The 24,659-nt window shown below is 66.0% G+C and carries 23 protein-coding genes and 1 tRNA gene; 13 read left to right on the top strand and 11 right to left on the bottom strand.

Annotated features, from left to right (window positions below; all coding sequences use genetic code 11):
• Window positions 1-8: 8 nt before the first annotated feature.
• The 4 genes from K1T73_RS02850 to K1T73_RS02835 all read left to right on the top strand — a co-directional run bounded on the left by K1T73_RS02850 (window position 9) and on the right by K1T73_RS02835 (window position 2,415).
• Window positions 9-85 (top strand) — tRNA-Arg (locus tag K1T73_RS02850).
• Window positions 86-333: 248 nt separating this feature from the next.
• Window positions 334-852: a hypothetical protein gene (locus K1T73_RS02845; protein ID WP_259400426.1), complete on the top strand. Its 519-nt coding sequence runs from the start codon at window positions 334-336 to the stop codon at window positions 850-852.
• A gap of 122 nt (window positions 853-974) precedes the next feature.
• A complete protein-coding gene (locus K1T73_RS02840) occupies window positions 975-1,535 on the top strand; it encodes a DUF2585 family protein (RefSeq protein ID WP_259400425.1) in 561 nt (186 codons plus the stop codon).
• A gap of 13 nt (window positions 1,536-1,548) precedes the next feature.
• Entirely contained in the window at window positions 1,549-2,415 is an 867-nt protein-coding gene (locus tag K1T73_RS02835; protein WP_220602485.1) for a DMT family transporter, read from the top strand.
• Between the two features lie 4 nt (window positions 2,416-2,419).
• On the opposite strand, the gene K1T73_RS02830 is transcribed toward K1T73_RS02835, so the two are convergent.
• The gene (locus tag K1T73_RS02830; RefSeq protein ID WP_220602484.1) at window positions 2,420-3,229 is read right to left on the bottom strand and encodes a division plane positioning ATPase MipZ; all 810 of its coding nucleotides are present in this window, start codon (window positions 3,227-3,229) and stop codon (window positions 2,420-2,422) included.
• Window positions 3,230-3,391: 162 nt separating this feature from the next.
• Here K1T73_RS02830 and K1T73_RS02825 point away from each other — a divergent pair, with 162 nt between their 5' ends.
• Window positions 3,392-4,009, top strand: coding sequence for a hypothetical protein (locus tag K1T73_RS02825; RefSeq protein WP_220602483.1), 618 nt, complete (start codon window positions 3,392-3,394; stop codon window positions 4,007-4,009).
• 64 nt (window positions 4,010-4,073) lie between these two features.
• Here the strand turns inward: K1T73_RS02825 and dnaJ are convergent, their stop codons facing one another.
• From dnaJ to K1T73_RS02810, 3 genes are all read right to left on the bottom strand, one after another.
• Window positions 4,074-5,237: a molecular chaperone DnaJ gene (dnaJ, locus tag K1T73_RS02820; protein WP_220602482.1), complete on the bottom strand. Its 1,164-nt coding sequence runs from the start codon at window positions 5,235-5,237 to the stop codon at window positions 4,074-4,076.
• Window positions 5,238-5,311: 74 nt separating this feature from the next.
• Complete coding sequence (gene dnaK / locus K1T73_RS02815) at window positions 5,312-7,237, bottom strand: molecular chaperone DnaK (RefSeq protein WP_220602481.1); 1,926 nt, start codon at window positions 7,235-7,237, stop codon at window positions 5,312-5,314.
• A 205-nt stretch (window positions 7,238-7,442) separates the two neighbouring features.
• Window positions 7,443-7,814 (bottom strand): cupin domain-containing protein, encoded by a 372-nt coding sequence (locus tag K1T73_RS02810; protein ID WP_220602480.1) that lies wholly within the window; start codon window positions 7,812-7,814, stop codon window positions 7,443-7,445.
• A gap of 69 nt (window positions 7,815-7,883) precedes the next feature.
• Between K1T73_RS02810 and K1T73_RS02805 the strand changes: the two genes are divergently transcribed.
• Window positions 7,884-8,498 (top strand): alpha-ketoglutarate-dependent dioxygenase AlkB, encoded by a 615-nt coding sequence (locus tag K1T73_RS02805; protein ID WP_220602479.1) that lies wholly within the window; start codon window positions 7,884-7,886, stop codon window positions 8,496-8,498.
• Here K1T73_RS02805 and K1T73_RS02800 read toward each other — a convergent pair.
• Together K1T73_RS02800 and K1T73_RS02795 are read right to left on the bottom strand one after the other, a co-directional pair.
• Window positions 8,470-9,297, bottom strand: coding sequence for an ion transporter (locus K1T73_RS02800; RefSeq protein ID WP_220602478.1), 828 nt, complete (start codon window positions 9,295-9,297; stop codon window positions 8,470-8,472). The two genes, K1T73_RS02805 and K1T73_RS02800, sit on opposite strands and share 29 nt — an antisense overlap.
• Window positions 9,298-9,388: 91 nt before the next feature.
• The gene (locus K1T73_RS02795; RefSeq protein ID WP_220602477.1) at window positions 9,389-10,348 is read right to left on the bottom strand and encodes an L-malyl-CoA/beta-methylmalyl-CoA lyase; all 960 of its coding nucleotides are present in this window, start codon (window positions 10,346-10,348) and stop codon (window positions 9,389-9,391) included.
• A gap of 189 nt (window positions 10,349-10,537) precedes the next feature.
• Between K1T73_RS02795 and K1T73_RS02790 the strand changes: the two genes are divergently transcribed.
• From K1T73_RS02790 to K1T73_RS02775, 4 genes are all read left to right on the top strand, one after another.
• Window positions 10,538-11,806, top strand: coding sequence for an MFS transporter (locus K1T73_RS02790; protein WP_220602476.1), 1,269 nt, complete (start codon window positions 10,538-10,540; stop codon window positions 11,804-11,806).
• 100 nt (window positions 11,807-11,906) lie between these two features.
• On the top strand, window positions 11,907-12,908 hold the full coding sequence (gene dgcN / locus K1T73_RS02785) for an N-acetyltransferase DgcN (protein ID WP_220602475.1): 1,002 nt from the start codon (window positions 11,907-11,909) through the stop codon (window positions 12,906-12,908).
• A gap of 73 nt (window positions 12,909-12,981) precedes the next feature.
• Window positions 12,982-13,947: an N-acetyl-D-Glu racemase DgcA gene (dgcA, locus tag K1T73_RS02780; protein WP_220602474.1), complete on the top strand. Its 966-nt coding sequence runs from the start codon at window positions 12,982-12,984 to the stop codon at window positions 13,945-13,947.
• A gap of 4 nt (window positions 13,948-13,951) precedes the next feature.
• Complete coding sequence (locus K1T73_RS02775) at window positions 13,952-14,809, top strand: D-amino-acid transaminase (RefSeq protein ID WP_220602473.1); 858 nt, start codon at window positions 13,952-13,954, stop codon at window positions 14,807-14,809.
• A gap of 221 nt (window positions 14,810-15,030) precedes the next feature.
• Here K1T73_RS02775 and K1T73_RS02770 read toward each other — a convergent pair whose 3' ends face one another.
• Window positions 15,031-15,684 (bottom strand): flavin reductase family protein, encoded by a 654-nt coding sequence (locus tag K1T73_RS02770; protein ID WP_220602472.1) that lies wholly within the window; start codon window positions 15,682-15,684, stop codon window positions 15,031-15,033.
• A gap of 102 nt (window positions 15,685-15,786) precedes the next feature.
• Window positions 15,787-17,106, bottom strand: coding sequence for a serine hydroxymethyltransferase (gene glyA, locus K1T73_RS02765; protein ID WP_220602471.1), 1,320 nt, complete (start codon window positions 17,104-17,106; stop codon window positions 15,787-15,789).
• Between the two features lie 103 nt (window positions 17,107-17,209).
• Between glyA and K1T73_RS02760 the strand changes: the two genes are divergently transcribed.
• Window positions 17,210-18,085 (top strand): LysR family transcriptional regulator, encoded by an 876-nt coding sequence (locus K1T73_RS02760; RefSeq protein ID WP_220602470.1) that lies wholly within the window; start codon window positions 17,210-17,212, stop codon window positions 18,083-18,085.
• Between the two features lie 77 nt (window positions 18,086-18,162).
• Window positions 18,163-19,401 carry an MFS transporter gene (locus K1T73_RS02755; protein WP_220602469.1) on the top strand — a complete coding sequence of 413 codons (1,239 nt, stop codon included), beginning with the start codon at window positions 18,163-18,165 and terminating at the stop codon, window positions 19,399-19,401.
• 42 nt (window positions 19,402-19,443) lie between these two features.
• Here the strand turns inward: K1T73_RS02755 and K1T73_RS02750 are convergent, their stop codons facing one another.
• Both K1T73_RS02750 and K1T73_RS02745 read right to left on the bottom strand, forming a co-directional pair.
• Window positions 19,444-20,373 (bottom strand): glucokinase, encoded by a 930-nt coding sequence (locus tag K1T73_RS02750; protein WP_220602468.1) that lies wholly within the window; start codon window positions 20,371-20,373, stop codon window positions 19,444-19,446.
• Window positions 20,366-21,139, bottom strand: coding sequence for an HpcH/HpaI aldolase/citrate lyase family protein (locus tag K1T73_RS02745; protein ID WP_220602467.1), 774 nt, complete (start codon window positions 21,137-21,139; stop codon window positions 20,366-20,368). Before K1T73_RS02745 ends, K1T73_RS02750 begins: the two co-directional genes overlap by 8 nt.
• Window positions 21,140-21,235: 96 nt before the next feature.
• Between K1T73_RS02745 and K1T73_RS02740 the strand changes: the two genes are divergently transcribed.
• Window positions 21,236-21,433 carry a hypothetical protein gene (locus K1T73_RS02740; RefSeq protein ID WP_220602466.1) on the top strand — a complete coding sequence of 66 codons (198 nt, stop codon included), beginning with the start codon at window positions 21,236-21,238 and terminating at the stop codon, window positions 21,431-21,433.
• A 28-nt stretch (window positions 21,434-21,461) separates the two neighbouring features.
• Here the strand turns inward: K1T73_RS02740 and K1T73_RS02735 are convergent, their stop codons facing one another.
• Entirely contained in the window at window positions 21,462-24,626 is a 3,165-nt protein-coding gene (locus tag K1T73_RS02735; RefSeq protein ID WP_220603589.1) for a valine--tRNA ligase, read from the bottom strand.
• Window positions 24,627-24,659: the final 33 nt, after the last annotated feature.

The raw sequence follows: 24,659 nt of genomic DNA, 5'->3' as shown, positions 1-24,659 counted from the left end.
GGATGCGCGACCCCGTGGCTCAACTGGATAGAGCAGCCCCCTCCTAAGGGGCAGGTTGCAGGTTCGAATCCTGCCGGGGTCGCCAGGTCGTCGGTGGATCTCACTCTCGACGGCGTCGGCTCTTCAGATCTACAGATCCGGGCGATGGCGACATATCGCGCATTCTGACTCGAGCCAACTCCCTGATAGATCATGCTTTTCCCGCGCCCTTTCATCCACGTTCAAGCAAGGGGAACCAAACCATCCGCGAGGCTGTTGACCGCTTGCATCCGGGGTGGCGCGGGAGTGCCGCGACCGGAAGGTCAGATTGGATATCAGAAAGGATCTCGACAAATGGCCTATCTCAGAAACACCGCCGCCGCCCTGGCGATGTCCGCAATTGCCGCGACGGCATGGGCTGATGCGCCTGTCGTCTCGAAAGTGAACGTCGAGGCGGATCTCAGCGCCTACAAACGCAGCAACGCGCTCGAATACTGGCCCACGCTTGCCGATGACCTCGGCGCGGCCATTGGTGCGCTCGTCGCGTTCGAGGACGGCGAAAATCCCATCGTCAATGTCGAGATCAAGAAGGTCGCGATCGACGGGGACACGGTCTTGCCCGATAGCGGCGAGTTCAACTACCTCGAAGGACAGGTCGTGGTCCATCAAGGTGTCGACGAGACGGTGGAAAAGGCCGTGGACGACCGCGGGTCCGAGGTAATCCAGACCTTCACGCTTATCGTGACGGCCATGACGGACCCCGCGGCCCTGCCTGAAAGCACGGTCGTGATCCCGCCGTCGCAGAACGATTTCTACAACGCGCTGGTCGGCGCCTACGCGCTGAAAGTGGTCGAAAGGCTCGATCTGGATTAATCAGTGATCCCGAACAGGGAAGTGTAACGAGTGGACCGCCGCGCGGGTTTGCCCTTCGCGGCGGTTTTCTATTGCGCCGGTTCCGTCTGGACAGGGTGCGCCCCCTCTGCTCTTTTGCCGGCATGACACGCTCGAACACCATGCCCTTGGTCATCACCGCCCTGATCGCCGTGCTCACCGCGATCATCCTTTGGTCGATGGGCAGGTCGCTCACCTGCCCGTGCGGATATGTCGACATGTGGGGCACCGTGGGTACCGAGGAAGGATCGCAACAGGTGCTCGACTGGTACGCGCCCAGTCACCTGCTTCACGGGTTCCTCTTCTATGCCGCGCTTTGGCTCGTGGCGCGCCGCGTTCCGGTCGGGTGGCGCCTCGTGATCGCGACACTGGTCGAATGCGCGTGGGAGATCATCGAGAACACGGATGCCGTGATCGAGCGCTACCGCGAAGTGACGATCGCGCTCGATTACTATGGCGACAGCGTTCTCAACTCCGTCTTCGACATCTTCGCCATGTGGCTCGGTTTCTGGCTGGCCATGCGGCTGCCGGTCTGGGCGAGCGTCGTCATCGTGATCGGCTTCGAGATCCTCACCGCGATCATCATTCGGGATGGTCTCGCGCTCAATGTCATCATGCTGCTCTTCCCCATCGACGCGGTGCGAGAGTGGCAATCGACCACCTAGCGCGGACCACCACATGGACATGCATCTCAAGGGCATCCTGATCACGGCGCTGGGCGTGCTCTTCGTCGTGCCGGATTCGCTTTTCGTGCGCGTCATCGAGGCCGACCCGCTGGTCATTGCCTATTGGAGGGGGCTGACAGCCGGGCTCCTGATCCTGGTCGGCGTGCTGATCTTCCAGGGGCCAAGCGCCATTCGCGCATCGCTCGGCACCGGCTGGCCGGGGCTGGTCTATGTTCTTCTCATCGGCACGACCGCGCCCGGCTTCGTGATGGCGGTCACGCTGACGAGCGTGGCGAATGTCGTCTTCATCTTCGCGTCGATGCCCGTCATCTCGGCCATACTGGGATGGGTCTTTCTCAGGGAGCCGATCAGCCGCCGAATGATCGTGACGATGCTGGTGGTGATGGCCGGGCTCGGCCTCATCGCTTATGGGTCGCAGGAAAACGAGCTCGCATCGTGGAGGGGAGATGTGATCGCGCTCGGCGTCGCTTTTGCCTATTCGGCGGCGCTTACGGCGGTGCGCAAGGTCAAGAACGTCTCCATGATCCCCGCCATCCCGGTCGGGTATATCGGCGCGGCGATCATCCTCACGCCATTCGTCGACATGCTGCCCCCGTTGGCGACGGAGTGGCCGCTTTTCGTCGCGCACGGCCTATTCATCGCGGTGGCGACCTGCTTTCTGACCCTTGGTCCGCGTTACATAAGTTCGGCCGAAGTCGCGCTCCTGATCCTGCTGGAGTCCGTGCTCGCGCCACTTCTCGTCTGGGCCGCGATCGGAGAGGATCCGGGACGCTGGGCGCTGGCCGGGGGCGCGGTGGTGATCGGCGCGCTTCTGGTGTCGAACCTCGTGGCGCTGAGGCGCAGGAGAGCCGCAGCGTGACCGGTCAGAACGTCACCTCGACACCGGGAAGTCTCAGGGCCTTGATGAGGTCGCGCAGCTCCTGCCGGGCCGCCACGTTCGAGATGTTGAGCTGTTTCACGCCCACGTCCTTGAGATCGAGAAGCGTGAGACCGCGCGGGAAAAGCTCGCGAAAGATCACGCGCTCATTGAATCCGGGCGCGGTGCGGAAGCCGATACGCTTGGCGAGGTTCTCGAGCGCGCGGCCCATCTTTTCCTTGTTGACCATCTGCTGCGCGCCCATCCGGTTGCGCAGGACGATCCAGTCGATCGGCGGCAGCCCGGCCTGCGCCCGCAATTGCCGGGCGTTCCAGACCATCTCGGAATAGACCGATGGGCCGAGGATCCTGTTTCCGTCGGCATCAACGTGCGCGAGAAGGTCGAAATCAACGAAGCTGTCGTTCAGCGGCGTGATGAGCGTGTCGGCGAGGCTATGGGCCACCTGGCTCAGACGGGTGTGCGAGCCGGGGCAGTCGATCACGATGAAATCGCTGTCGGGTTCGAGCGTGGCAACCGCCTCGGAAAGGCGACGATCATAGACGTTCTCGCCGGGGCCGAGGCTTGCAGCATCGACTTCGGGAAGGTCGTGATAACGGGGCGAGGGAAGATCCAGTTCGGCCTTGCGTAGAAACGCCGCCCGGTTGGCGGCATAGCGTCCGAAGGTCTTCTGCCGCAGATCGAGGTCCAGCGCGCTGACCAGGTGGCCCATTCGCGCCAGTGCCGTCGCCACATGCATGGAAACGGTCGATTTGCCCGCGCCGCCCTTTTCGTTCCCGACGACGATGATATGCGCCATGTCCCGCGTTCCCTTGCCCCTCGCCCTCGAACCGGGACGATTGACCCGTGTTCTATCCCGCCGTCGCGGACAAGGGAAGGGTGCGGCGCGGAACTTGCGCGTTGTGGCACGGTTGCAAAACCAGTGCGGTTGCGAAGTCCGCGACAAGAGGAAACCCGACGCATGTGGCAATGGATCAACGAGAACAGCGACGCCCTGAGCGTGCTCGTCAGCCTCGTGACGATGTTCGTCTGGATCGCGTATTTCCATATTCTCTACGCGGGTTTCAAACGGCAGAGACGCACGCATATCCTTATCAACCGGGGCGCCGGGCACACGACGCAAAGTCGCTGCCTGATCTCGAATATGGGGGCCGAGCCGCTCTACATCATCAGCATCATCGGCGTGCTCGAGGGGGATGGAGACCCGGTCACGGCCCCGATCACCGACCTGGACGAGAGTGAAGCGGGCGAAGCCCACAATCCGCGCGAGACCACGAGCCAGGGGCCGATGATGTCAGGCGATTACATGGATGTGGGCAGTTTCGCCGACCTGATGGCCCGCTCGGCACGCATGGCGGGGGAGCCCGACACGGATGTCGAGACCCGTTTCGAAGCGTTTCGCATCATCGTCGTGGCGGCCTACGGTGCCGAAGATCTTTCGGTCGGCGCGGAACGCCGGTTCGTTCTGCGAGGGGACGGTCCGGATCGCGAGGTGGAGGTCGAAAGCGTCTCAACGACGCAGCTCCGGTCGCGCCGGGCGCGGAGGCGCCTCGAACGGATCCTGAGGGATTTTCGGTGAGCAGGAAAAACCGGACCGCATCGTGAGGATGCGGCCCGGTGCAGATCCGAACCCGTCTCTGCAATCAGCTTTTCATGCTGTCCCAGAATTTCTTGACCGACGAGAAGAAGCTCTTGCTTTCGGGGTTGTTGTCCTCCGAAAGGCTGTCGAACTCTCGCAGAAGCTCCTTCTGCCGGCTGGTGAGGTTGACGGGCGTTTCCACGGCAAGCTCGATGAACATGTCGCCATGACCGCTTCCGCGCAAGGCCGGCATCCCCTTGCCACGCAGGCGCATCTGGCGCCCCGCCTGGCTTCCTGCCGGGATCTTGACCCGCGCGCGGCCGCCGTCGATCGTCGGCACCTCGATATCGCCGCCGAGTGCGGCGGTGGTCATCGAGACGGGCACGTGACAGAAGAGGTTCATCTCGTCCCGCTCGAAGAGCGGGTGCTTCGCCACCTCGATGAAGATGTAGAGGTCCCCCGGGGGTCCGCCGCGCAAGCCCGCCTCGCCCTCGCCGGAGAGGCGAATGCGCGTGCCGGTTTCGACGCCTGCGGGGATGTTCACGCTGAGCGCGCGATCCTTTTCGACCCGGCCCGCGCCGCCGCAGTTCTTGCACGGGTTCTTGATCGTCTGGCCCATGCCACCGCATGTGGGACATGTGCGTTCGACCGTGAAGAACCCTTGTTGCGCGCGCACCTTGCCCATGCCCGAACAGGTAGGACAGGTGGTGGGCTCGGAGCCGCCTTCGGCACCCGAGCCGTTGCACGAGCCGCATTGCACAGACGTGGGGACCGTGATGCTTTTCTGAAGGCCCGAATACGCTTCCTCCAGCGTGACGCGCAGGTTGTAGCGCAGGTCGGCACCACGCGATGCGCGCTGGCGTCCGCCCGCGGCGCCGCCGCGGCCGCCCATGAAATCGCCGAAAAGATCGTCGAACACGTCCGAGAAGGCGGATGCGAAATCGCCTTGCCCCGCGCCACCGGGACGTGGCCCACGCGGTCCGCCGCCACCGCCCATGCCGCCTTCGAACGCGGCATGACCGAAACGGTCATAGGCTGCTTTCTTGTCGGGGTCCTTCAGGACGTCATAGGCTTCGCCCGCCTCCTTGAACTGCTTTTCGGAGTCGGGGTTGTCCTTGTTGCGATCGGGGTGAAGCTCCTTGGCCTTCTTGCGGTAGGCTTTCTTGATCTCTTCCGCAGACGCGCCGCGGGCCACGCCCAGCACTTCGTAATAGTCACGTTTGGCCATTAGCGCAGTCCTTTCATCAGACGAACCGGGGGCCGGTCACATGGGCCGGCCCCGCGATCGTCACTGATTCAATCTCAGCCGCGCTTCTCGCCACCGTCGAGATCCTCGAAATCGGCATCGACGATGTCGTCGTCATCCGAGGGACCGCCGGCTTCGTCAGCCGCTTGCGGTTCGTCCGAGGCCTCTTCCTGGCTTGCCTTGTAGATCGCTTCGCCCAGCTTCATGGCCGCTTCGGTCACGTTCTGGATGCCGGACTTGATCTTGTCGGCAGTGGTATCGTCCTTCTCGAGGTCGTCCTTGAGCGCGGCAACGGCCAGTTCGATCGCCTCGACGGTCGTCGGATCGACCTTGTCGCCATGCTCCTCGAGCGATTTCTCGGTCGAGTTGATGAGGCTTTCGGCCTGGTTGCGCGCCTCGACGAGACTGCGACGCTCCTTGTCGGCCTCGGCATTCTCCTCGGCGTCCTTGACCATCTTCTCGATGTCTTCCTCGGAGAGACCGCCGGAAGCCTGGATCGTGATCTTCTGCTCCTTGCCGGTGCCCTTGTCCTTGGCCGAAACCGAGACGATGCCGTTGGCGTCGATGTCGAACGTCACCTCGATCTGGGGCATGCCGCGCGGTGCCGGCGGAATGTCCTCGAGGTTGAACTGACCGAGCATCTTGTTGTCGGCTGCCATCTCGCGCTCGCCCTGGAACACGCGGATCGTGACCGCGCTCTGGTTGTCCTCGGCGGTCGAGAAGACCTGGCTCTTGTTCGTCGGGATGGTGGTGTTGCGGTCGATGAGCCGCGTGAACACGCCACCCAGCGTTTCGATCCCGAGCGACAGCGGCGTCACGTCCAGAAGGACGACGTCCTTCACGTCACCTTGCAGCACGCCAGCCTGAATTGCGGCGCCCATCGCGACCACCTCGTCGGGGTTCACGCCCTTGTGCGGCTCTTTCCCGAAGAACTTGGTGACTTCCTCGATGACCTTGGGCATGCGCGTCATGCCACCCACGAGGACGACCTCGTCGATATCGCTGGCCGAAAGGCCCGCATCCTTGAGCGCGTCCTTGCACGGCTTGATCGACTGCTTGATGAGATCGCCCACCAGGCTTTCGAGCTTGGCGCGCGTCAGCTTCATGACCATGTGCAGCGGCGTGCCGTCCTTGCCCATCGAGATGAACGGCTGGTTGATCTCGGTCTGGCTGGACGAGGAGAGCTCGATCTTGGCCTTCTCGGCGGCTTCCTTGAGACGCTGCAACGCCATCTTGTCCTTGGTCAGGTCGACGCCATGCTCTTTCTTGAACTCCTCGGCGAGGTAGTTGACGATGCGCATGTCGAAGTCTTCACCGCCAAGGAACGTATCACCGTTGGTGGACTTGACCTCGAAAAGGCCCTCGTCGATCTCGAGGATGGTCACGTCGAACGTGCCGCCGCCAAGGTCATAGACGGCGATGGTCTGCGTCTCTTCCTTGTCGAGACCGTAGGCAAGCGCGGCTGCCGTCGGTTCGTTGATGATGCGCAGCACTTCGAGACCGGCGATCTTGCCGGCATCCTTGGTGGCCTGCCGCTGGGCGTCGTTGAAATAGGCGGGCACGGTGATGACGGCCTGCTTGACCTCTTCGCCAAGATAGCTTTCTGCGGTTTCCTTCATCTTGCCGAGGATGAACGCGCTGATCTGGCTGGGGCTGTATTTCTCGCCCTTGGCCTCGACCCATGCGTCGCCGTTGCCGCCGTCGATGACGTTGAACGGCATGTTCTTCTTGTCCTTGGCGAGATCGGCGTCATCCGCGCGACGGCCGATCAGGCGCTTGACGCCGAAAATGGTGTTCTCGGGGTTGGTGACGGCCTGGCGCTTGGCCGGCTGGCCGACGAGGCGCTCGTCATCCGTGAAGGCCACGATCGAGGGCGTCGTGCGCGTGCCTTCCGAGTTCTCGATCACGCGGGCCTGGCTACCGTCCATGATGGCGACGCAGGAGTTCGTGGTTCCGAGGTCGATACCGATAACTTTCGACATGATTTTTCGATCCCTTCTGTCTTAGGCGATTGGTCGGAGTCCTGACCCGTTACGGCATCCGGACACCGTGGATGTCATGCCGACGCGAGGACCGCGTGCGGCGCTTCGCAGCGTATATAGGGAGGGGTTTCGACCCCTGCAACCGCGAGGTGCGGGGCCTTCGTTCAAATTTGTCACGATTTCCGCGACCCCGGGCAGGAGGGCATCAGTATCCCCCGGGCTTGTGCGCGAAGAAGACCTTGGTCAGCGTTTCCTCGATGTGCCAGGTCACGCGGCTTTGGTCGCGCAGGAAAAGCGTGTCGCCGGGAGAGAGGTCATGGGTGTCGCCGGTGCCGTGATCGAAAAGCCGTCCGCGCCCCTCCAGCACCGTCATGAGTTCGTCACCCTGCTCGGTGCACTCGAAAACACCGGGCGTGCAGCGCCAGATGCCCGTGCGCGTGGGGCGGCCCGCGCCCCCGGCATCAAGACGGCCCGAGGCGCGCGGCGCCCCCTCGAGGATGCGATAGGCGCTGGCCGGGTTGTCGAAAGGCCAGTGCTCGAGCTCGGTCTCCGGCACGCTGCCGTCATATCGGATCATGTCCGCTTCCCCCTTTCCAATTCACGCGCCCCGGCTACAGTCTGCACCTGAACCGACGCGAAGGAAACCATGTCCCGTCCCGCACCGACAACCACCCTTGCCGGGTTCGAGATCTTCGAGGGCTACCTCGACGGGCCCGCGCAGGCCGCTCTTGTCGATGACCTGCGCGAGGTGGCCCGGCGCGCGCCGTTCTTCGCGCCGCGGACCCGGTTCGGCAAGGCGATGTCGGTGCGGATGACCTCGGCGGGGCGCTATGGCTGGTTCACGGATGCGCGCGGCTACAGATACATAGATACCCATCCCGAGGGCACAGCCTGGCCCCCGATACCCGAAGGCGTGCTGGCGGTCTGGTGCGACCTCGTGGGCGCGGCGCGCCTGCCCGACTGCTGCCTCGTGAACTATTATGGCGAGGGGGCGCGGATGGGGCTCCACCAGGACCGGGACGAGGCCGATTTCGATTGGCCCGTCCTGTCGATCTCGCTGGGTGACGAGGCGCTCTTCCGCGTGGGCGGCAAGGACCGACGCGATCCCACCCGGTCGATCTGGCTGCGATCGGGGGATGTGGTGGTGATGGGTGGCGATGCGCGGCTCGCCTATCACGGCATCGACCGGATCAAGTTCGGAACCTCGACTCTTCTGCCGCAGGGCGGACGGATCAATCTGACGCTGAGGGTGGTCGATTGACCTTGTCGCCCGCGCCACCGCGCGCGGCCATGACCGCGTCGAACTTCGCTTCCATGGCGGCCAGCCGCATCAGGACCTCGTCGCGATAGGCGTCGGTGTTGGCCGCGTCCTCCTCGCCATGGGCAGCCTGCATCGAATTGACGATGAGGCCGACCAGGAGGTTCACTACCGCGAAGGTGGTGACGAGGATGAACGGCACGAAGAAGGCCCAAGCCCAAGGATAGACATCCATCACCGGGCGAACGATGCCCATGGACCACGATTCCAACGTCATGATCTGGAAAAGCGTATAGCCCGACCGGCCCAGCGTGCCGAACCAGTCCGGGAACGCCGCGCCGAACAGCTTGGTCGCGATCACCGACCCGATGTAGAAGATGATCGACATCAGCACGAAGACCGACGCCATGCCGGGAAGCGCGGTGACGAACCCTTCGACCACTCGCCGCAAGCGTGGTGCGACCGAGATCACGCGCAGCACACGCAACACCCGAAGCGCGCGCAGCGCCGAAAGGCCCTGGGTCGCCGGTGCGTAGGAGATGCCGACGATCACGAGGTCGAACACGTTCCACCCGTCGCGGAAGAACCGCCCGCCCTTGGCATAAAGCTTGGCCGCGATCTCGGCCGTGAAGAACGCGAGGCAGGCCGCGTCGAGCGCAAGGATCAGCGGACCGACCTCGGCCATCACCGTGCCGGACGTCTCGAGCCCGAGGATCGCCGCATTGAAGAGGATCACGCCGATGATCACCTGCCGCACGCGCGGACGGTCGAGGAAATCCTCAAGCCATTGGCGATGTGACACGCGGTTCTCCTGTGCAGCTACGAGCGGTTCGCAGGGATATGAGGTTGCTTGTGGCCGGCCGCAATGACCCGCCACCGCGCACGGCCCGAGTTCAGTCGCCGGCGATCATCTCGGCCTGCTTGACGATTCCCTCGGCCTGCTTGATCGAGGCTATGTCGACCAGGCGGCCCTTGTAGACCGTGGCCCCCTCGCCCTTCGCCTTGGCCTCTTCCATGGCGGCGAGGATCTCGCGCGCTTCGGTCACGGCCTCGTCCGAGGGTGTGAAGACCTCGTTGGCGAGCGCGATCTGCTTGGGGTGGATGGCCCATTTGCCGACCATGCCGAGCGTCGCCGCGCGCCGCGCCTGGGCGCGGAAGCCGTCGTCGTCGGAGAAGTCGCCGAAAGGTCCGTCGACCGGCAGGACACCGTGCGTGCGGCAGGCCGCGACGATGGCCGCGGTAGCCCAGTGCCACGGGTCGGGCCAGTAGCTCTGCCCTTCGTGGAGCATATAATAATTCTCCTGCGTGCCGCCGATCCCGGTGGTGGCCATGCCCATGGACGCCGCGAAATCCGCAGCTCCGAGGCTCATCGCCTCGAGACGGGGCGAGGCAGCGGCAATCTCCTCGACATGGGCGATGCCTGCCGCGCTTTCGATGATGACCTCGAAGGCGATGCGCTTCTCGCGGCCCTTGGCGCGTTCGATCGCCGTGACGAGCGCGTCCACCGCATAGATGTCGGCGGCGCAGCCAACCTTGGGGATCATGATCTGGTCGAGACGCTCGCCACATTGTTCGAGAAGGTCCACGACGTCGCGATACCACCAGCCGGTGTCGAGCCCGTTGATCCGCACGCTGAGCGTCTTGTTTCCCCAGTCCAGCCCGTTGATCGCCTCGATGGCGTTGGCGCGGGCCGCGTCCTTGTCGGTGGGCGCGACGCTGTCCTCGAGGTCGATGTTGATGACGTCGGCCGCGCTTGCCGCCATCTTCTCGAAGAGCTTCGTGTTCGAGGCCGGGCCGAAGAGCTGGCAGCGATTGGGACGGGCGGGAGCGGGAGGTTGCAGGCGAAAGCTCATGATGATGGTCCTTTCGTATCGGGATGCGAGGCGGGTCTCGCGGATTTGCCCCATGCGATAGGCAATTGATCCCCACCCTGCAAGCGTCATCGGCCGGGCGCGGGGCGCGCCGGCGACTTTGCCAAACGCGACGAGGCTGTCGCAAACGGAAGCGCGGGCGTGGCGTGGACCGTGCCATGGGTCCGAGTCATGAAACGCGCGATACTCGACAACTGGGCGCTCTTTCTCGGCATGCTGGGCCTCATGGTCGCCAACGGGCTGCTTGTCACGCTCCTGTCGATCCGGGGTGCCTCGCTCGGCTTCAGCCCGCTGACGATCTCGCTGATGCAGGCCTGCTACCCGCTGGGCGCGCTCATCGGCACCATCGCCGCGCCTCACCTGATCGAGAAGGTGGGTCATATCCGCGTCTTCTCGGCATTCGCGTCGATGGTGTCGGTCGCGGCGATCGCGCATCTGCTGACCGACGATCCGTGGAGCTGGAGCGCCATGCGGTTCCTCGCCGGCGTATGTTTTCCGGGGCTCTACGTCGTGACCGAAAGCTGGCTCAACGCCAAGAGCGAGAACCGCATCCGCGCGCAGGTTCTCTCGATCTATTTCATCATCCAGACGGTCGGGCCGGCGGTCGGCACGGCGATGGTGGGTCTTCCCGATCCGACCGGCAACATGCTTTTCGGCCTGGCCTCGATCCTCCTGTCGGTGGCCATCGTCCCGCTGCTCCTGTCGAACAACCGCGCGCCGGAATACTCGGCACCCGACCGGATGACCGTGCGTCGCCTCTATCGCGTGTCGCCCATGGCCGTGTTGGGGATCGTGATCATGAGCGTCGGCGTCTCGGCGTGGTTCGTGGGCCTGCCGCTCTACGCGCTCGAACTCGGGCTCTCGGAACAGCAGGCCTCGGGCGCGCTGGTCCTCGCCATGGGAGCGGCGGGGCTGTCGCAATATCCGGTGGGCTGGATCTCGGATCGCACCGACCGCCGGCTTGTCGTCATGGGGCTTTGTATCCTGACGGCGCTGGCCGCGATGTGGATGGCGCTGGACCAGAGGCCGCTTGCGGTCTTTGCGGGGTTCGGCGTCATCGCGGCCATGAGCCTGCCGGTCTACTCGATCCTCGCGGCGCACGCCAACGACCAGTTGCAGCCCGGCCAGGTGGTCGCAGCCTCGGGGGCCATGGCCTTCCTCATGCAGTTCGGGCAGGTCTTCGGAATGTTCCTCGGGCCGAACATGATCGCGCTTTTCGAGGGTCGGGGCCTGCCTGCGCTGGTGGCTGTCACCAGCCTCGTGGTGGTGGGGATCGCGGTGATGCGGCGCGCGCGGAGCGACGCGCCGGAGGACACCGGCGAGTTCGTCCCGACCGGGGTTCTGGGCGTCGCGCAGCCGGGCATGTTCCAGGCGGAATATCTCGCGGAAGAGGAGGAGACGACGCAAGAATCTTCCGGTCATTCCGACCAAGACAAATGATCCTGCGTGCAGTTCGCCATTGCCGCGCCGGTTTGACACCATTATGCCGGCGATCGGTGAAATAATGCAGCACGCCTGATTCCGCACGGGAGACGCCGAAATGATCGAGACACCGTATCTTCTTTTCCTGGGTGACGCGCCCGACATGCTGGCCGCGAAGGTCGCCATCGGCATCCGGGACTGGCGCCCCGACCATGCCGTCGGGCAGCTTCGCCTCGAAGGGTGCGGCGCGGACCTGGGCCTGACGGACATGACGCTGACAGAGGCCAGGGAGGCCGGAGCGAAGACAGTGGTGATCGGCGTGGCCAATCGCGGAGGGGTGATCAGCCAGGAATGGAAAAAGGTGCTGATCATGGCGCTCGAGGAAGGGTTCGACCTGGCCTCGGGGCTGCACAACCTCCTGCGCGACGAGCCCGACCTGAAGGCGGTGGCCGAGGCGACGGGACGCAAGCTTCACGACGTGCGCGTGCCTTCGGTCAAGTATCCCATCGCCGACGGCAAGAAGCGGCGCGGGAAGCGCTGCCTCGCGGTGGGCACGGATTGCTCGGTCGGCAAGATGTACACCGCCATGGCGATGGAAGGCGTGATGCGCGAGCGCGGCATGAAGGCCACGTTTCGGGCGACCGGGCAGACGGGCATCCTCATCACCGGCGACGGCGTGCCGCTCGACGCGGTGGTCGCGGATTTCATGGCAGGCTCGATCGAATGGCTCACGCCCGACAATGACGACGATCACTGGGATCTGATCGAGGGCCAGGGCTCGCTTTTCCACGTCTCCTATTCGGGGGTGACGATGGCGCTGATCCATGGCGGGCAGCCCGATGCGCTGATCCTCTGCCATGAACCCACGCGGGAGCACATGCGCGGCCTGCCCGACTACACGCCGCCCACGCTCCAGGCGCTGCGGGACACGGCGCTGCCGCTTGCGCGGATCGCGAACCCGGCCTGTGAAGCGGTGGGCATCTCGATCAACACGCAGCACATGAGCGAGGCGGACGCGAAAGCCTACCTTGAAAAGGTCGAGGCGGAGATGGGTCTTCCGGCGACGGATCCCTATCGCTTCGGGTCGGAAAAGCTCGTGGACGCGCTGGCCGCGATGTGATCCGGCCCTCGAGCCTCCGGCAGGCGGTGGATGCCTCCGGCGGGGATATTTGAAGCAAGAAGAAGGGGTGGTCATGGAGATTTCCATCACGCGCGACACCTTCAAGCTCGCGCAGGTCTTCACGATCTCGCGCGGATCGCGGACCGAGGCGGAGGTTCTGACCGTGACCCTGCGCGACGGGGCGCACGAGGGACGCGGGGAATGTGTGCCCTACGCGCGCTACGACGAGACGCTAGACAGTGTCGAGGCGCAGATCGCGGCGCTTTCTGGGGAGTTTAACCGCAAGACCCTTTATGATCTGTTACCGGCCGGTGCCGCGCGAAACGCGGTCGATTGCGCGCTTTGGGATCTTGAGGCCAAGAGGGCGGGAAAGCGGGCCTGGGACCTTGCCGGGTTGCCCGAGCCGGGGCCGGAGATCACGGCCTACACGCTCTCGCTCGACGCGCCCGAGAAGATGCGTGCGCAGGCGGCGAAGAACGCGCATCGCCCGCTTCTCAAGATCAAGCTCGGGACGCCGGACGATATGCCACGCCTCGAGGCCGTGCGCGAGGGCGCACCCGACGCGCGGATCATCGTCGATGCGAACGAGGGCTGGAGCGCGGAGGTCTATGCCGATCTCGCGCCGCATCTGGTGCGGCTGGGGGTGGCGCTTGTCGAGCAGCCCCTGCCCGCCGGCGACGACGAGGCGCTGCGTGGCGTGGAGCGGCCGGTGCCGGTCTGCGCCGATGAAAGCTGTCATGACCGCGGAAGCCTGGCGGACCTCAAGGGCAAGTATGACGTGGTCAACATCAAGCTCGACAAGACGGGCGGGCTGACCGAGGCGCTGGAGCTGAAGAAGGCGGCGCGGGAGCAGGGCTACGAGGTGATGGTCGGCTGCATGGTGGGCTCGAGCCTTGCCATGGCGCCCGGCGTGCTGGTGGCGCAGGGTGCGATGGTGACCGATCTCGACGGCCCGCTCCTCCTGGCCGAGGATCGCGACACGCCGCTTCTATTCGACGAGGCGGGGGTGCATCCGCCCGCGCCGGAACTCTGGGGATAACACGATGCGCACAGTCTATGTGAACGGCGATTACATACCGGAAAACGAGGCGAAGATCTCGGTCTTCGACCGGGGTTTCCTGATGGCGGACGGGGTCTACGAGGTGACGAGCGTGCTGGGCGGCAAGCTCGTGGATTTCGAGGGGCACGCAAAGCGGCTGGAGCGGTCGCTGAACGAGCTCGACATGCCGAAGCCCCCCGAGTTCGACGATCTGCTGGAGATCCACCGCGAGCTTGTCCGCGCGAACGGGATCGACGAGGGGCTCGTCTATCTCCAGGTGACGCGGGGCAGCGACGGCGACCGCGACTTCGTGTTTCCCAGCGCCGAGACGCGGCCCACGGTGGTGATGTTCACCCAGGCGAAGCCCGGCCTGGCCGAGAACCCGGCGGCGAAAAAAGGCATCAAGGTCATCAGCATAGACGATATCCGCTGGGGCCGGCGCGACATCAAGACGGTGCAGCTTCTCTATCCGTCGATGGGCAAGATGATGGCGAAGGCCAAGGGTGCCGACGATGCGTGGATGGTCGAGGACGGGGAAGTGACCGAGGGCACGTCGAACAACGCCTATATCGTGAAGGACGGCAGGATCATCACCCGCGCGCTCAGCAACGACATCCTGCACGGGATCACCCGTGCGGCGGTTCTTCGGTTCGCGCGCGAGGCGCAGATGGAGGTGGTCGAGCGCAATTTCACCATCGACGAGGCCCAGAAGGCGGACGAGGCGTTCGTTACCTCGGCCAGCACCTTCGTCATGCCTGTGGTGGAGATCGACGGGGCCACCCTGGGCGACGGGACGCCCGGCCCGGTGGCGCGGCGCCTGCGCGAGATCTATGTCGACGAGGCGCGCAAGGCGGCGGTCTGAATCCGCGCCGGCGTCGAGAATGTTAACCCCGCGGACGGTGTTCCGCGGGGTTTTTCATGCCGAAGGGGCGTTAACGCCAGCAAAAACAGGGAAACCGGACGTCGGTATCTACGTCGGTATCCACGTCGGTATCGCGTCGGTGCGCGAGGGGCGAATCCCGTGGTTAACGGACCGCGCGGTGAGGCGCGGTTAACCTTGATGAGTGAGAGGTTAACTCGGGTTCAGGCCTTGCCCTCGAGCCCCGCGGCCTCGTCCTCGCTCGCGCCGGGGATGCGCATCTCGAACACGTCGCGAACGACGGTGTAGTCGTAGTAGCCCATCCGCGCGATGGGCTGGATCGCGGGAATGTCGAGCTTGCCCTCGGGGGTGATGACGCGATCGTCCACGTGGATCATCTCGACCCGGCCGAACACCACGTCGACGGTGCCCACGGGGCTGTCGCCGGGAAGGCGATGGGTCGAGAGGTAACGGCATTCGAAATGCGCGGGACTTTGGGCCACGCGGTCACCGGGAGCCAGTTCGCAGCCCGTGCGCGCCACGCCCGCACGCTCGAATTCGTCCTCGTCGGGACCGAGCGCCATGGCCGAGATGTTGACCGCCTCGCGCAGGTCCCAGGTCGCCATGTTCCAGACGAACCAGCCGGTTTCCTCGGCGTTGAGCACCGTGTCCTTGCGGCGGCCGTCGGGATACTGGTTGGCGGCGAACATGACCATCGGGGGATCGAAGGTGAGGTTCTGCCACTGGCTGTAGGGCGCGAGGTTGTGCACGCCGTCGCGGCTCACGGTCGAGAGCCAGCCGATGGGGCGCGGGACGGTGCAGCTCTTGAAGGGCGAGAAGGGCAGCGGGCAGGTGTCGTGACCGGGACGATAGCGCATGGCGTGGCTCCTTTTGCGTCGCATGATCGGGGAACGAGCCGGGACATGCAATCTTGCCCGTGAACGCTCGCCCCCCTGTGCCGGTCCGTCCTGCCCCGGGTGTCACCCGTGAATGTAGTGCAGCCTGTCGAAGCCCCTCCGCAGGTCCGCCACCCGCGGAGCGAGGGCCTCGGGGTCGTTTCCGGCAAGCGCCTGGGCGATGAGGTCGGCCAGGTCGTCGGCATGGGCCGGGGTAACGCCCCAGCGGACAAGCTCGGGCGTGCCGATGCGCAGCCCGTTCATGTCGCCCTCGACCGGCTCGATGGGCAGACCGATGCCGCAGGCGAGGAAGCCCGCGCGGCGCAGCGTCTTCGACGCCGCCTGACCGCCGCCGAAGCGCGCGGCCTCGAGCGCGAACTGGTGCGAGCGGGTGGGACCGTGCGAGCTGGTGAAGACCGGCATGTCGCGGTCCGCAAGCGCACGGGCCAGCGCCTGCGAGAGCTCGATCATCGCGCGGGCGTAATCCGCGCCGAAATCGCGCCAGTCGCACATGGTGACGGCGAGCGCCGCCGACTTGGCCGCGTCGAAATTGGCCGTCATGCCGGGAAAGGCGATGGCGTCGAGGGCGCGGGCCATGTCGGCATCGTTCGTCACGACAAGCCCGCCCGGCGGGCCGCCCAAGCTCTTGTAGGTGGACATGGTCATCATGTGCGCGCCTTCGGTCAGCGGGTTGCGCCATGCCTTGCCCGCGATGATGCCGCATTGATGCGCCGCGTCGAAGAGCACGCGCGCGCCCACCTCGTCGGCGATGCCGCGGATGTCGGCCACGGGATGTTCGGTGAGGTTGAGGCTTCCGCCGATGGTGATGAGCGCGGGGGTGTGCCTGTGCGCGAGGTCACGCAGGGCATCCACGTCGACGGTATAGCCATCGGCGGCTACGGGCGCGGGGATGATGTTGAGCCCGTAGAGCCCGGCACAGCCGGCATCGTGATGGGTGACGTGCCCGCCGATGGCGGCGGGTGGCGCGATGATCGTGTCGCCGGGCTTGCAGGTGGCCATGAAGGCGTAGAGGTTGCCAATGGCGCCCGAGGGGACGCGGATCTCCGCGAAGCGGGCATCGAACACCTCGGCGCAAAGCTCGGCGGTGATGACCTCGATCTCCTCGATGGCCTCGAGCCCCATCTCGTACTTGTCGCCGGGATAGCCGAGCGAGGGGCGCGAGCCGAGACCGGCGGCGAGCATCGCCTCGGCGCGGGGGTTCATCACGTTGGTCGCGGGATTGAGGTTGAAGCACTCGCGCTCGTGGATGCGGCGATTCTCGGCGACGAGCGTGTCGAGCCGCGCGAGGATCGTGTCGCTATCCTGCCCGGCGGTGCGGGTGGCGATGGATTGAACGAGGGCCTCGCTGTCTTGGGGCACCCAATCGCGGCGTTGGAGGGTCATGGCATTCAACTCCCTTGGCTGTCGGGTGTCATCAAAGCGGGGTTTGCGGAGGTGTGCAAACGAGATTACCTTTGCGCTGGCTTAGAAAAACTCGGGCTACCTGATGTCCGTCTCACCCCCACGTCCCAAGGGCCCTCCGCTCAACGCGCTGCGCGCGTTCGAGGCGGCGGCGCGGCTTGGCGGTTTTGCCGCGGCGGCGGAGGAGTTGAACGTGACGCCCGGCGCCATCTCGCAGCACATCAAGGCGATCGAGGATTGGGCCGGGACGCCCCTTTTCGAGCGGCGCGCGCAGGGTGTGCGCCTGACCCGGTCCGGCGCGGCGCTTGCCCCGGACTTCACCGCCGGGTTCGACCGGATCGGTGCGGCGGTGCGGGCTCTGCGCGCGCTGCGGCCGGACCCGGTGATCCAGATCGCCGCGCTGCCGAGTGTCGCGCAGCTTTGGCTCGGGCCGCGCCTGCCGGCCCTGCGCGCGGCCCTGCCGGATCTGCGCATTTCGGTCACGGCGCTGGAACAGCCGCCGAACCTGCGACGGGACATGTTCGACCTGTCGCTGTTCATCCGCGCGCCGCGGGACGGCTCGGGCCTGCATGTCCTGGCCCATGACGCCCTTGTGCCGGTGGCCGCGCCCGACGTGGCGCGGGATATTCATGCACCGTCGGACCTTGCCGGTGCCGTGCGGCTTCACGATGCGACGTGGTGCGGGGACTGGGAGCGGTGGGCGGCGGGTGCCGATGTGACGCTTGAGGACGCGGAGCGCGGCCCACGCTATTCGCTCTACGCGATGGCCGTCGACGAGGCGGTCGCGGGCGCGGGCATCCTCATGGGGCACCGGGTGCTGCTCGGCTCTGCGCTTGCCGAGGGGCGCCTTGTTGCGGTCAGCGAGCGGGACGTGCCGACCGGGGCCGCGCTTGTCCTCGAATGGGCGGAGCCGACAGACGACGCAAAGCGGGTGATCGAGGTCATGAAGAAAAGCCGGTGATCGGCCCCATCACAACTGCGAAATTGACCATTGGAGCGTTTTCCCTAGTGTGGGCCGATCCATCGGGAGATACCTTCTTGCAGAAAGCCGCGCCTCTTTTCACCCCGGTTCTGATCGCGGGTTGCGTGATCATGCTGGTCTCGTTCGCGATCCGTGCGAGTTTCGGCGTGTTCCAGATTCCCATCGCCGAGGAGTTCGGCTGGCTCAGGGCGGAGTTCAGCCTTGCCATCGCGATCCAGAACCTCGCCTGGGGAATCGGGCAACCCATCTTCGGCGCGCTGGCCGAGCGGATCGGGGACCGCAAGGCGATCGTGCTGGGCGCGTTGACCTACGCGGCCGGGCTGGTTCTTTCATCTTTCGCGATGACGCCCGAGGCGCACCAGGTCCTGGAGATCCTGGTGGGGTTCGGGATCGCAGGCACGGGTTTCGGCGTGATCCTCGCCGTGGTGGGACGGGCGTCGAGCGACGAACATCGCTCGATGAGCCTCGCCGTCGCGACCGCCGCCGGATCGGCGGGGCAGGTCTTCGGTGCGCCGGTGGCGGAATACCTGCTGGGGATCATGAGCTGGCAGATGGTGTTCATGGTCTTCGCGGCCACGATCCTCGCCACGCTCGCGTGCCTGCCGCTCATGCGGGCGCCCGAGCCGACGGGCCGCGCCGAGCTGGAGGAGACGATGGGCGCGCTTCTCGGGCGCGCGTTTCGCGATCCGTCCTATACGCTCATCTTCCTCGGCTTCTTCTCCTGCGGCTACCAGCTTGCCTTCATCACCGCGCATTTCCCGGCCTTCGTGACCGAGATGTGCGGGCCGATCGTGCCCGGTGGCGTGCTGCACAATATCGGGATCACGACCACATCGGCCCTGGGCGCGGTCTCGATCTCGCTCATCGGGCTTGCCAATATCGCGGGAACGCTGACGGCGGGATACCTGGGCAAGCGGTACTCGAAGAAATACCTCCTTGCGGGCATCTACACCGCGCGCACGATCATCGCCGCGGCGTTCATCCTCACGCCGATCACGCCCGCGACGGTGCTTCTTTTCTCGGTGAGCATGGGGGCGCTCTGGCTGGCCACGGTACCGCTCACCAGCGGGCTGATCGCGCATATCTACGGGCTGCGCTACATGGGCACGCTCTACGGCATCGTCTTTTTCTCGCACCAGCTGGGCAGTTTCATGGGCGTCTGGCTGGGCGGGTGGATGTATGACCTCTACGGCGATTACACGATGGTCTGGTGGATCGGAGTCGGGGTGGGCGCGTTCAGCGCGGTCGTCCACCTGCCGATCCGCGAACGGCGCACGCATCTTGCCGTCGCCTGACAGGCGGATCGCGGGTATCCGGCACCGGATAGACCGGCCGGGTCAGATCGGGGCCTGGCGCAGCGCGCGGTGACACCCGAGCAGGCCCGCGCCGTCCTCGGTCACGAGCGAGACGGGGATGTCGCGCATGATCGGCGCGTAAGGGCCTTTTTGCCCGAAGGTCTCGCGGAAGGGTGTGTCGGCGAGGAAGGGCGCGATCGCGCGGGCAAGGCCGCCGATCAGGAGAACGCCGCCGGTCGCCATGTGGATGAGCGCGAAATCCCCGGCCACGTGCCCAAGGACCAGGCCGAACATCTCGAGCGTGCGAAGCGCCTCGGGGTGTCGCGCCGCCGCCGCCGCAAGGATCGCGGGCGTGTCGGCCGTGCCCGCCCCCAGCGCCAGGTGCAGCCGCGCGAGGCCGGGGCCCGACAGGACGTGCTCGACCGGCACATGCGCGGGGCCGGAGGTCAGCAGGTGGGCAAGCGCCGGGATATGTGGCAGCCGGCTGTGCCCGGCCTCGGCCGGGGGCACGAAGAGCCCGCCCGTCATGCGGTGAACCACGGCGATGTTGCAACCCGTGCCCAAGCCCAGCACGAGGCGGGGGCCGTCGGGGTCGCCCGCGGGCGCCGGACCGGAGAGATGCGTGATCGCGCTGCGCGGGAGATCGTCGAGCGCAAGCCCCTGCACCTGAAGGTCGTTCAGCAGCCGGACCCGCACGGCGCCGGTGGACATCGCCAACGCCTTCGCGTCGACATGCCAGTCCCGGTTGGTCAGTTGCGCCGCGCCGTCGCGGACAGGCCCCGCCACGCCCGCCGCGATGGCGTCGACGCCCGTGTCGCGCGCCGCGAGGTAACGCGCGAGGAGCGTCATGGCATCCGGTGCCGTGTCGTTGGCGCGCGTCTCGAGCGTGTCGTGGCGGAGCCCTTCGGGATCGGCGAGGCAGAGCCGCGTGGTCGTGCCGCCGATATCGGCCAGTAGCCAGGTCTCAGCCATCGTCCTTCCAGCGCGCCGCGGTGGCACGCGCGGTGCCGGCCAGCATCAGGAGGTCCGCCCCCACGGCCAGCACGTTCGCCCCCCACTTCGCGTAATCCGCCAGCGTCGCGTCGTCGAAGGCGATGGAGCCTGCCGCCTTGCCCGCGCCGCGGATGCGTCCCAGCGCGTCGCGGATCGCGTCGCGCACCTGTGGCGCGGTGGCGTCGCCGCCGTGGCCCATGTCGGCCGAAAGGTCGGCGGGCCCGATGAACACGCAATCGACCCCCTCGACCGCGAGAATGTCATCGAGCGCGGCAAGGCCCGCGCGGGTCTCGACCTGCGCGATGAGCGACACCTGGTCGTTGGCCGTGACCACGTAGTCGGGAACGGCGTTGAACCGCGACGCGCGGGCCAGCGCCGAGCCGAGGCCGCGGATGCCCGTGGGCGGGTAGCGCACCGCCGCCACGAGGTCGGCCGCCGCCGCGCCGCTTTCGACCATCGGGACCATCAGGGTCTGTGCGCCGAGGTCGAGCACCTGCTTGATGAGCCACGGCTCGGCCATGGGGAGGCGCACGACGGCCGAGCTGGCAGAGCCGTCGATCACCTGGAGCTGCGCGGAGATGCTGCGCAGGTCGTTCGGCGCGTGTTCGCCGTCGATGAGGATCCAGTCGAAGCCGGCGGTGACCAGGACTTCGGTAGCGTATGCGTCGGCGAGCGCGGCCCAGCAACCGGTGAGCCGCCGCCCCGATCCGAGGGCGGATTTGAAACGGTTCTCGGGCGCTGGCATCGGCAATGACCTGTGGCTTCGTCTCGTGACAGTTAAACCGCGAAGCGGCCGGATTGCCATGGAAAACGGAAACAGGAATCGGGCTGACGCGCGGTGATGGTCGCGCGGCAGGGAGGCGGGCGGGATTGGGACATTCCGCAGAACGTGAATTTCGCGGTCCGGGGCGAGATCGCGAAGTTGTTCCTGTCCCAGCACGGGGTCGACCCGCAACTGGCCGTGGAGGCCGAGAAGCTGCCGCCGGTCGATCTCGCGCGGCGCGCGGCGGAGTTCACGACGCTCATCGAGTGCCAGTGACCGGCCGCGGCGACGTAGAGTTGAAGCCCTAGCCGACCTCGGCCAGCCGCGCGAGGGCGTCTCGCAGCTTCGCCTCTTCCTCTTCGCGGGCGCGCAGGTTGTCGCGGGCTTCCTCGACCACCTCGTCCGGGGCGGAGGCCACGAATTTCGGGTTGTCGAGCCGCCCGCGCAATCCGCGCAACTCCTTCTCGAGCTTGCCGAGCGTCTTCTCGAGGCGGGCCTTCTCGGCATCCACGTCGATGATGTCGGCCAGCGGCAGGCCAAGGGTGGCGCCGCCGACGGCGATCGCCACGGTGCCCTTGGGGAACTCGGACACCTCCTCGAGGCTGTCGATGCGGGCGAGGCGCTTGATCATCGTCTCGTTGCGCTCCCACGCGAGGCGGGCCGCGTCGTCCAGCGCGGTGGCGAGCATCGGAACGCGCGCGCCGGCGGGCACGTTCATCTGCGCGCGGGCCGAGCGGGTGGCCTCGATCAGGGCGATGACCCAGTTCAGCTCCCGGTCGGCTTCGGCGTCGATCAGGTCGCCGCCATAGGTGGGCCAGTCGGCATGGACGAGCATCGTCTCGCGCGTGCCCAGCGTGCCCCAGAGCTCTTCGGTGATGAAGGGCATGATGGGATGCAGGAGGATGAGGCACTGATCCATCACCCAGGCCATCGTCGCCTGCGTCTCGGCGCGGGTTGCGTCGTCACCGTCCAGCAGGAGCGGCTTGGAGAACTCCACATACCAGTCGCAGACCTTGCCCCATACGAAGGCGTATAGTGCCTGCGCGGCGTCGTTGAAGCGGTAGGTTTCGAGCGCGGCATCGACGGTCTCGCGCACGCGCGCCACCTCGCCGATGATCCAGCGGTTGACGGTGGCCTGTGGCTGCGGCACCGCGCCGTCACTGCCGGTGGCGCCGTTCATCTCGGCGAAACGCGCGGCGTTCCAGAGCTTGGTGCCGAAATTGCGATAGCCCGCGATGCGTTGCATGTCGAGCTTGAGCACACCCCCGAGCGAAGCCATCGCGGCATTGGTGAAACGCAACGCGTCGGCGCCGTATTCGTCAATGATCTCGAGCGGGTCGATGACGTTGCCGGTCGATTTCGACATCTTCTTGCCCTTGGCGTCGCGCACGAGGCCATGGAGATAGACCGTGTCGAAGGGCACCTGATTCACCACGGCAAGCTGCATCATCATCATGCGCGCGACCCAGAAGAAGAGGATATCCTGCCCGGTGACAAGGGTGGAGGTCGGGAAATAGCGGCGCATCTCCTCGGTGTCCTCGGGCCAGCCCAGCGTGCCGATGGGCCAGAGGCCGGAGGAGAACCAGGTATCGAGGACGTCGGGGTCGCGGTAGATCGGCAACTGCATCGGCCCGTCGAAGCTGCGGATCGCGCCCTCGTCGCGGACGTCGAGCAATTTCAACTGTTCCGAAAGGATGTCGACCGCTTCCTGCTGATCGGCGACGACACGAAACTCGGTCCCGTCGACACTGCGCATCCGCGCCTGTTCAACCGCTTCCTCTTCGGTCGCGGCGCAGACGGCATACCAGTCATCCTCGCCGGGGAAATACCAAACCGGGATCTGGTGCCCCCACCAGAGCTGCCGCGAGATGCACCAGGGCTCGATGTTCTCGAGCCAGTGGTAATAGGTCTTCTCGCCGCTCTCGGGCATGATTCGCACGTCACCGTTGCGCACGGCATCGAGCGCGGGGCCCACGACCTTCTCGGCATCGACGAACCACTGGTCGGTCAGCATCGGCTCGATCACCACCTTGGAGCGGTCGCCGAAGGGCTGCATGATGGGCTTGGATTCGACAAGCGGGACAAGCTGATCCGCCTCGGTGCGCATCTCGCCGCCCTCCTCGGGGGCGAGCGGTGGGGTTTCGGCGGTGGAGCGAGGCCCCGGCTCGGCGGCCGGGGCGGGCTGGCTCTTGGCGCCCCGGGCCTGACCCGGGGCCTCGCCCTTGCCCGTCTTGCCCAGACGCGGATCGGTCGCCGGCACCATCACGGCCAGCCCCTCGCCCGTGATCTGCTCGACCACGCGCTCGCGCGCCTCGAACCGGTCGAGGCCGCGCAGGTCGTCGGGGACGAGGTTCACCGTGTCGGCCTCGGCCTCGGTCAGTTCCCGCTCGCCCCGCGCCACGGCCAGCGCGATCCGGGCCGCCTCGGCATAGGGCGCGCCGTCGTCCCGCATCCGGCCTTTCGTGTCCATCAGCCGATACATCGGGATGCCGCCGCGTTTGGCGACCTGGTAGTCGTTGAAATCATGCGCGCCGGTGATCTTGACGGCGCCCGACCCGAAATCGGGATCGGGGTAGTCGTCGGTGATGATCGGGATGAGGCGGCGATGCTCCTTCGGTCCCACGGGAATCTCGCAGAGCTGGCCCACGATGGGCGCGTAGCGCGCGTCGGACGGGTGCACGGCGACGGCGCCGTCGCCCAGCATCGTCTCGGGTCGTGTCGTGGCGATGGAGATGTAGTCGCGCTCCTCGCGGAACAGGACGTTCCCGTCCTCGTCCTTCTCGAGGTACTCGTAGGTCGCGCCATTGGCGAGGGGATACTTGAAGTGCCACATGTGGCCGGCGACCTCGAGATTCTCGACCTCGAGATCGGAAATCGCCGTCTCGAAATGCGGATCCCAGTTCACCAGCCGCTTGCCGCGATAGATGAGCCCCTTCTCGTACATGTCGACGAAGACCCTGATGACCGCGTCGTGGAAATTCGGGCTGTTCTCGTGCCCCTTGCGCGTGTCGCCCGCCGCACCCGCCATGGTGAAGGCGGTGCGGGAATAGTCGCAGGACGCGCCAAGGCGTTTGAGCTGGCTGATGATCTGGCCGCCGGAATTCTCCTTCCACTCCCAGACCTTCGCGAGAAATTCCTCGCGGGTGAAATCGGTGCGCTTCTTGCCTTCCTTCGCGAGCTCGCGCTCCACGACCATCTGCGTGGCGATACCCGCGTGGTCGGTGCCCGGTTGCCAGAGCGTGTCGTAGCCCTGCATCCGCTTCCACCGGATCAGGATGTCCTGGAGCGTGTTGTTGAAGGCATGGCCCATGTGCAGGACGCCCGTCACGTTGGGCGGCGGGATCATGATGCTGAAGCTGTCGGCCCCGGGCCGTGCGTTGGCACCGGCCTTGAAGGCCCCGGCCTCCTCCCACGCCTTGAAAATGCGGGCTTCGGCCGCGGCCGCATCGAAAGTCTTGTCCATCGCCATCGCGTCTTGCGTCCCCTGCTGCTGGAGCGTGCC

The organism is Roseovarius sp. SCSIO 43702 (assembly GCF_019599045.1).
Taxonomy (GTDB): Bacteria; Pseudomonadota; Alphaproteobacteria; order Rhodobacterales; family Rhodobacteraceae; genus Roseovarius.
The sequence above is the reverse complement of the archived record's forward strand: the minus strand, read 5'-3'. Positions and strand labels throughout refer to the sequence as shown.

Excerpts from the sequence above, each read along its gene's own strand:
- K1T73_RS02845 (WP_259400426.1), top strand. The coding sequence starts at position 334 with ATGGCCTATCTCAGAAACACCGCCGCCGCCCTGGCGATGTCCGCAATT.
- K1T73_RS02840 (WP_259400425.1), top strand. The coding sequence starts at position 975 with ATGACACGCTCGAACACCATGCCCTTGGTCATCACCGCCCTGATCGCC.
- K1T73_RS02835 (WP_220602485.1), top strand. The coding sequence starts at position 1,549 with ATGGACATGCATCTCAAGGGCATCCTGATCACGGCGCTGGGCGTGCTC.
- K1T73_RS02830 (WP_220602484.1), bottom strand. The coding sequence starts at position 3,229 with ATGGCGCATATCATCGTCGTCGGGAACGAAAAGGGCGGCGCGGGCAAA.
- K1T73_RS02825 (WP_220602483.1), top strand. The coding sequence starts at position 3,392 with ATGTGGCAATGGATCAACGAGAACAGCGACGCCCTGAGCGTGCTCGTC.
- dnaJ (WP_220602482.1), bottom strand. The coding sequence starts at position 5,237 with ATGGCCAAACGTGACTATTACGAAGTGCTGGGCGTGGCCCGCGGCGCG.
- dnaK (WP_220602481.1), bottom strand. The coding sequence starts at position 7,237 with ATGTCGAAAGTTATCGGTATCGACCTCGGAACCACGAACTCCTGCGTC.
- K1T73_RS02810 (WP_220602480.1), bottom strand. The coding sequence starts at position 7,814 with ATGATCCGATATGACGGCAGCGTGCCGGAGACCGAGCTCGAGCACTGG.
- K1T73_RS02805 (WP_220602479.1), top strand. The coding sequence starts at position 7,884 with ATGTCCCGTCCCGCACCGACAACCACCCTTGCCGGGTTCGAGATCTTC.
- K1T73_RS02795 (WP_220602477.1), bottom strand. The coding sequence starts at position 10,348 with ATGAGCTTTCGCCTGCAACCTCCCGCTCCCGCCCGTCCCAATCGCTGC.
- K1T73_RS02790 (WP_220602476.1), top strand. The coding sequence starts at position 10,538 with ATGAAACGCGCGATACTCGACAACTGGGCGCTCTTTCTCGGCATGCTG.
- dgcN (WP_220602475.1), top strand. The coding sequence starts at position 11,907 with ATGATCGAGACACCGTATCTTCTTTTCCTGGGTGACGCGCCCGACATG.
- dgcA (WP_220602474.1), top strand. The coding sequence starts at position 12,982 with ATGGAGATTTCCATCACGCGCGACACCTTCAAGCTCGCGCAGGTCTTC.
- K1T73_RS02775 (WP_220602473.1), top strand. The coding sequence starts at position 13,952 with ATGCGCACAGTCTATGTGAACGGCGATTACATACCGGAAAACGAGGCG.
- K1T73_RS02770 (WP_220602472.1), bottom strand. The coding sequence starts at position 15,684 with ATGCGCTATCGTCCCGGTCACGACACCTGCCCGCTGCCCTTCTCGCCC.
- glyA (WP_220602471.1), bottom strand. The coding sequence starts at position 17,106 with ATGACCCTCCAACGCCGCGATTGGGTGCCCCAAGACAGCGAGGCCCTC.
- K1T73_RS02760 (WP_220602470.1), top strand. The coding sequence starts at position 17,210 with ATGTCCGTCTCACCCCCACGTCCCAAGGGCCCTCCGCTCAACGCGCTG.
- K1T73_RS02750 (WP_220602468.1), bottom strand. The coding sequence starts at position 20,373 with ATGGCTGAGACCTGGCTACTGGCCGATATCGGCGGCACGACCACGCGG.
- K1T73_RS02745 (WP_220602467.1), bottom strand. The coding sequence starts at position 21,139 with ATGCCAGCGCCCGAGAACCGTTTCAAATCCGCCCTCGGATCGGGGCGG.
- K1T73_RS02740 (WP_220602466.1), top strand. The coding sequence starts at position 21,236 with ATGGTCGCGCGGCAGGGAGGCGGGCGGGATTGGGACATTCCGCAGAAC.
- K1T73_RS02735 (WP_220603589.1), bottom strand. The coding sequence starts at position 24,626 with ATGGCGATGGACAAGACTTTCGATGCGGCCGCGGCCGAAGCCCGCATT.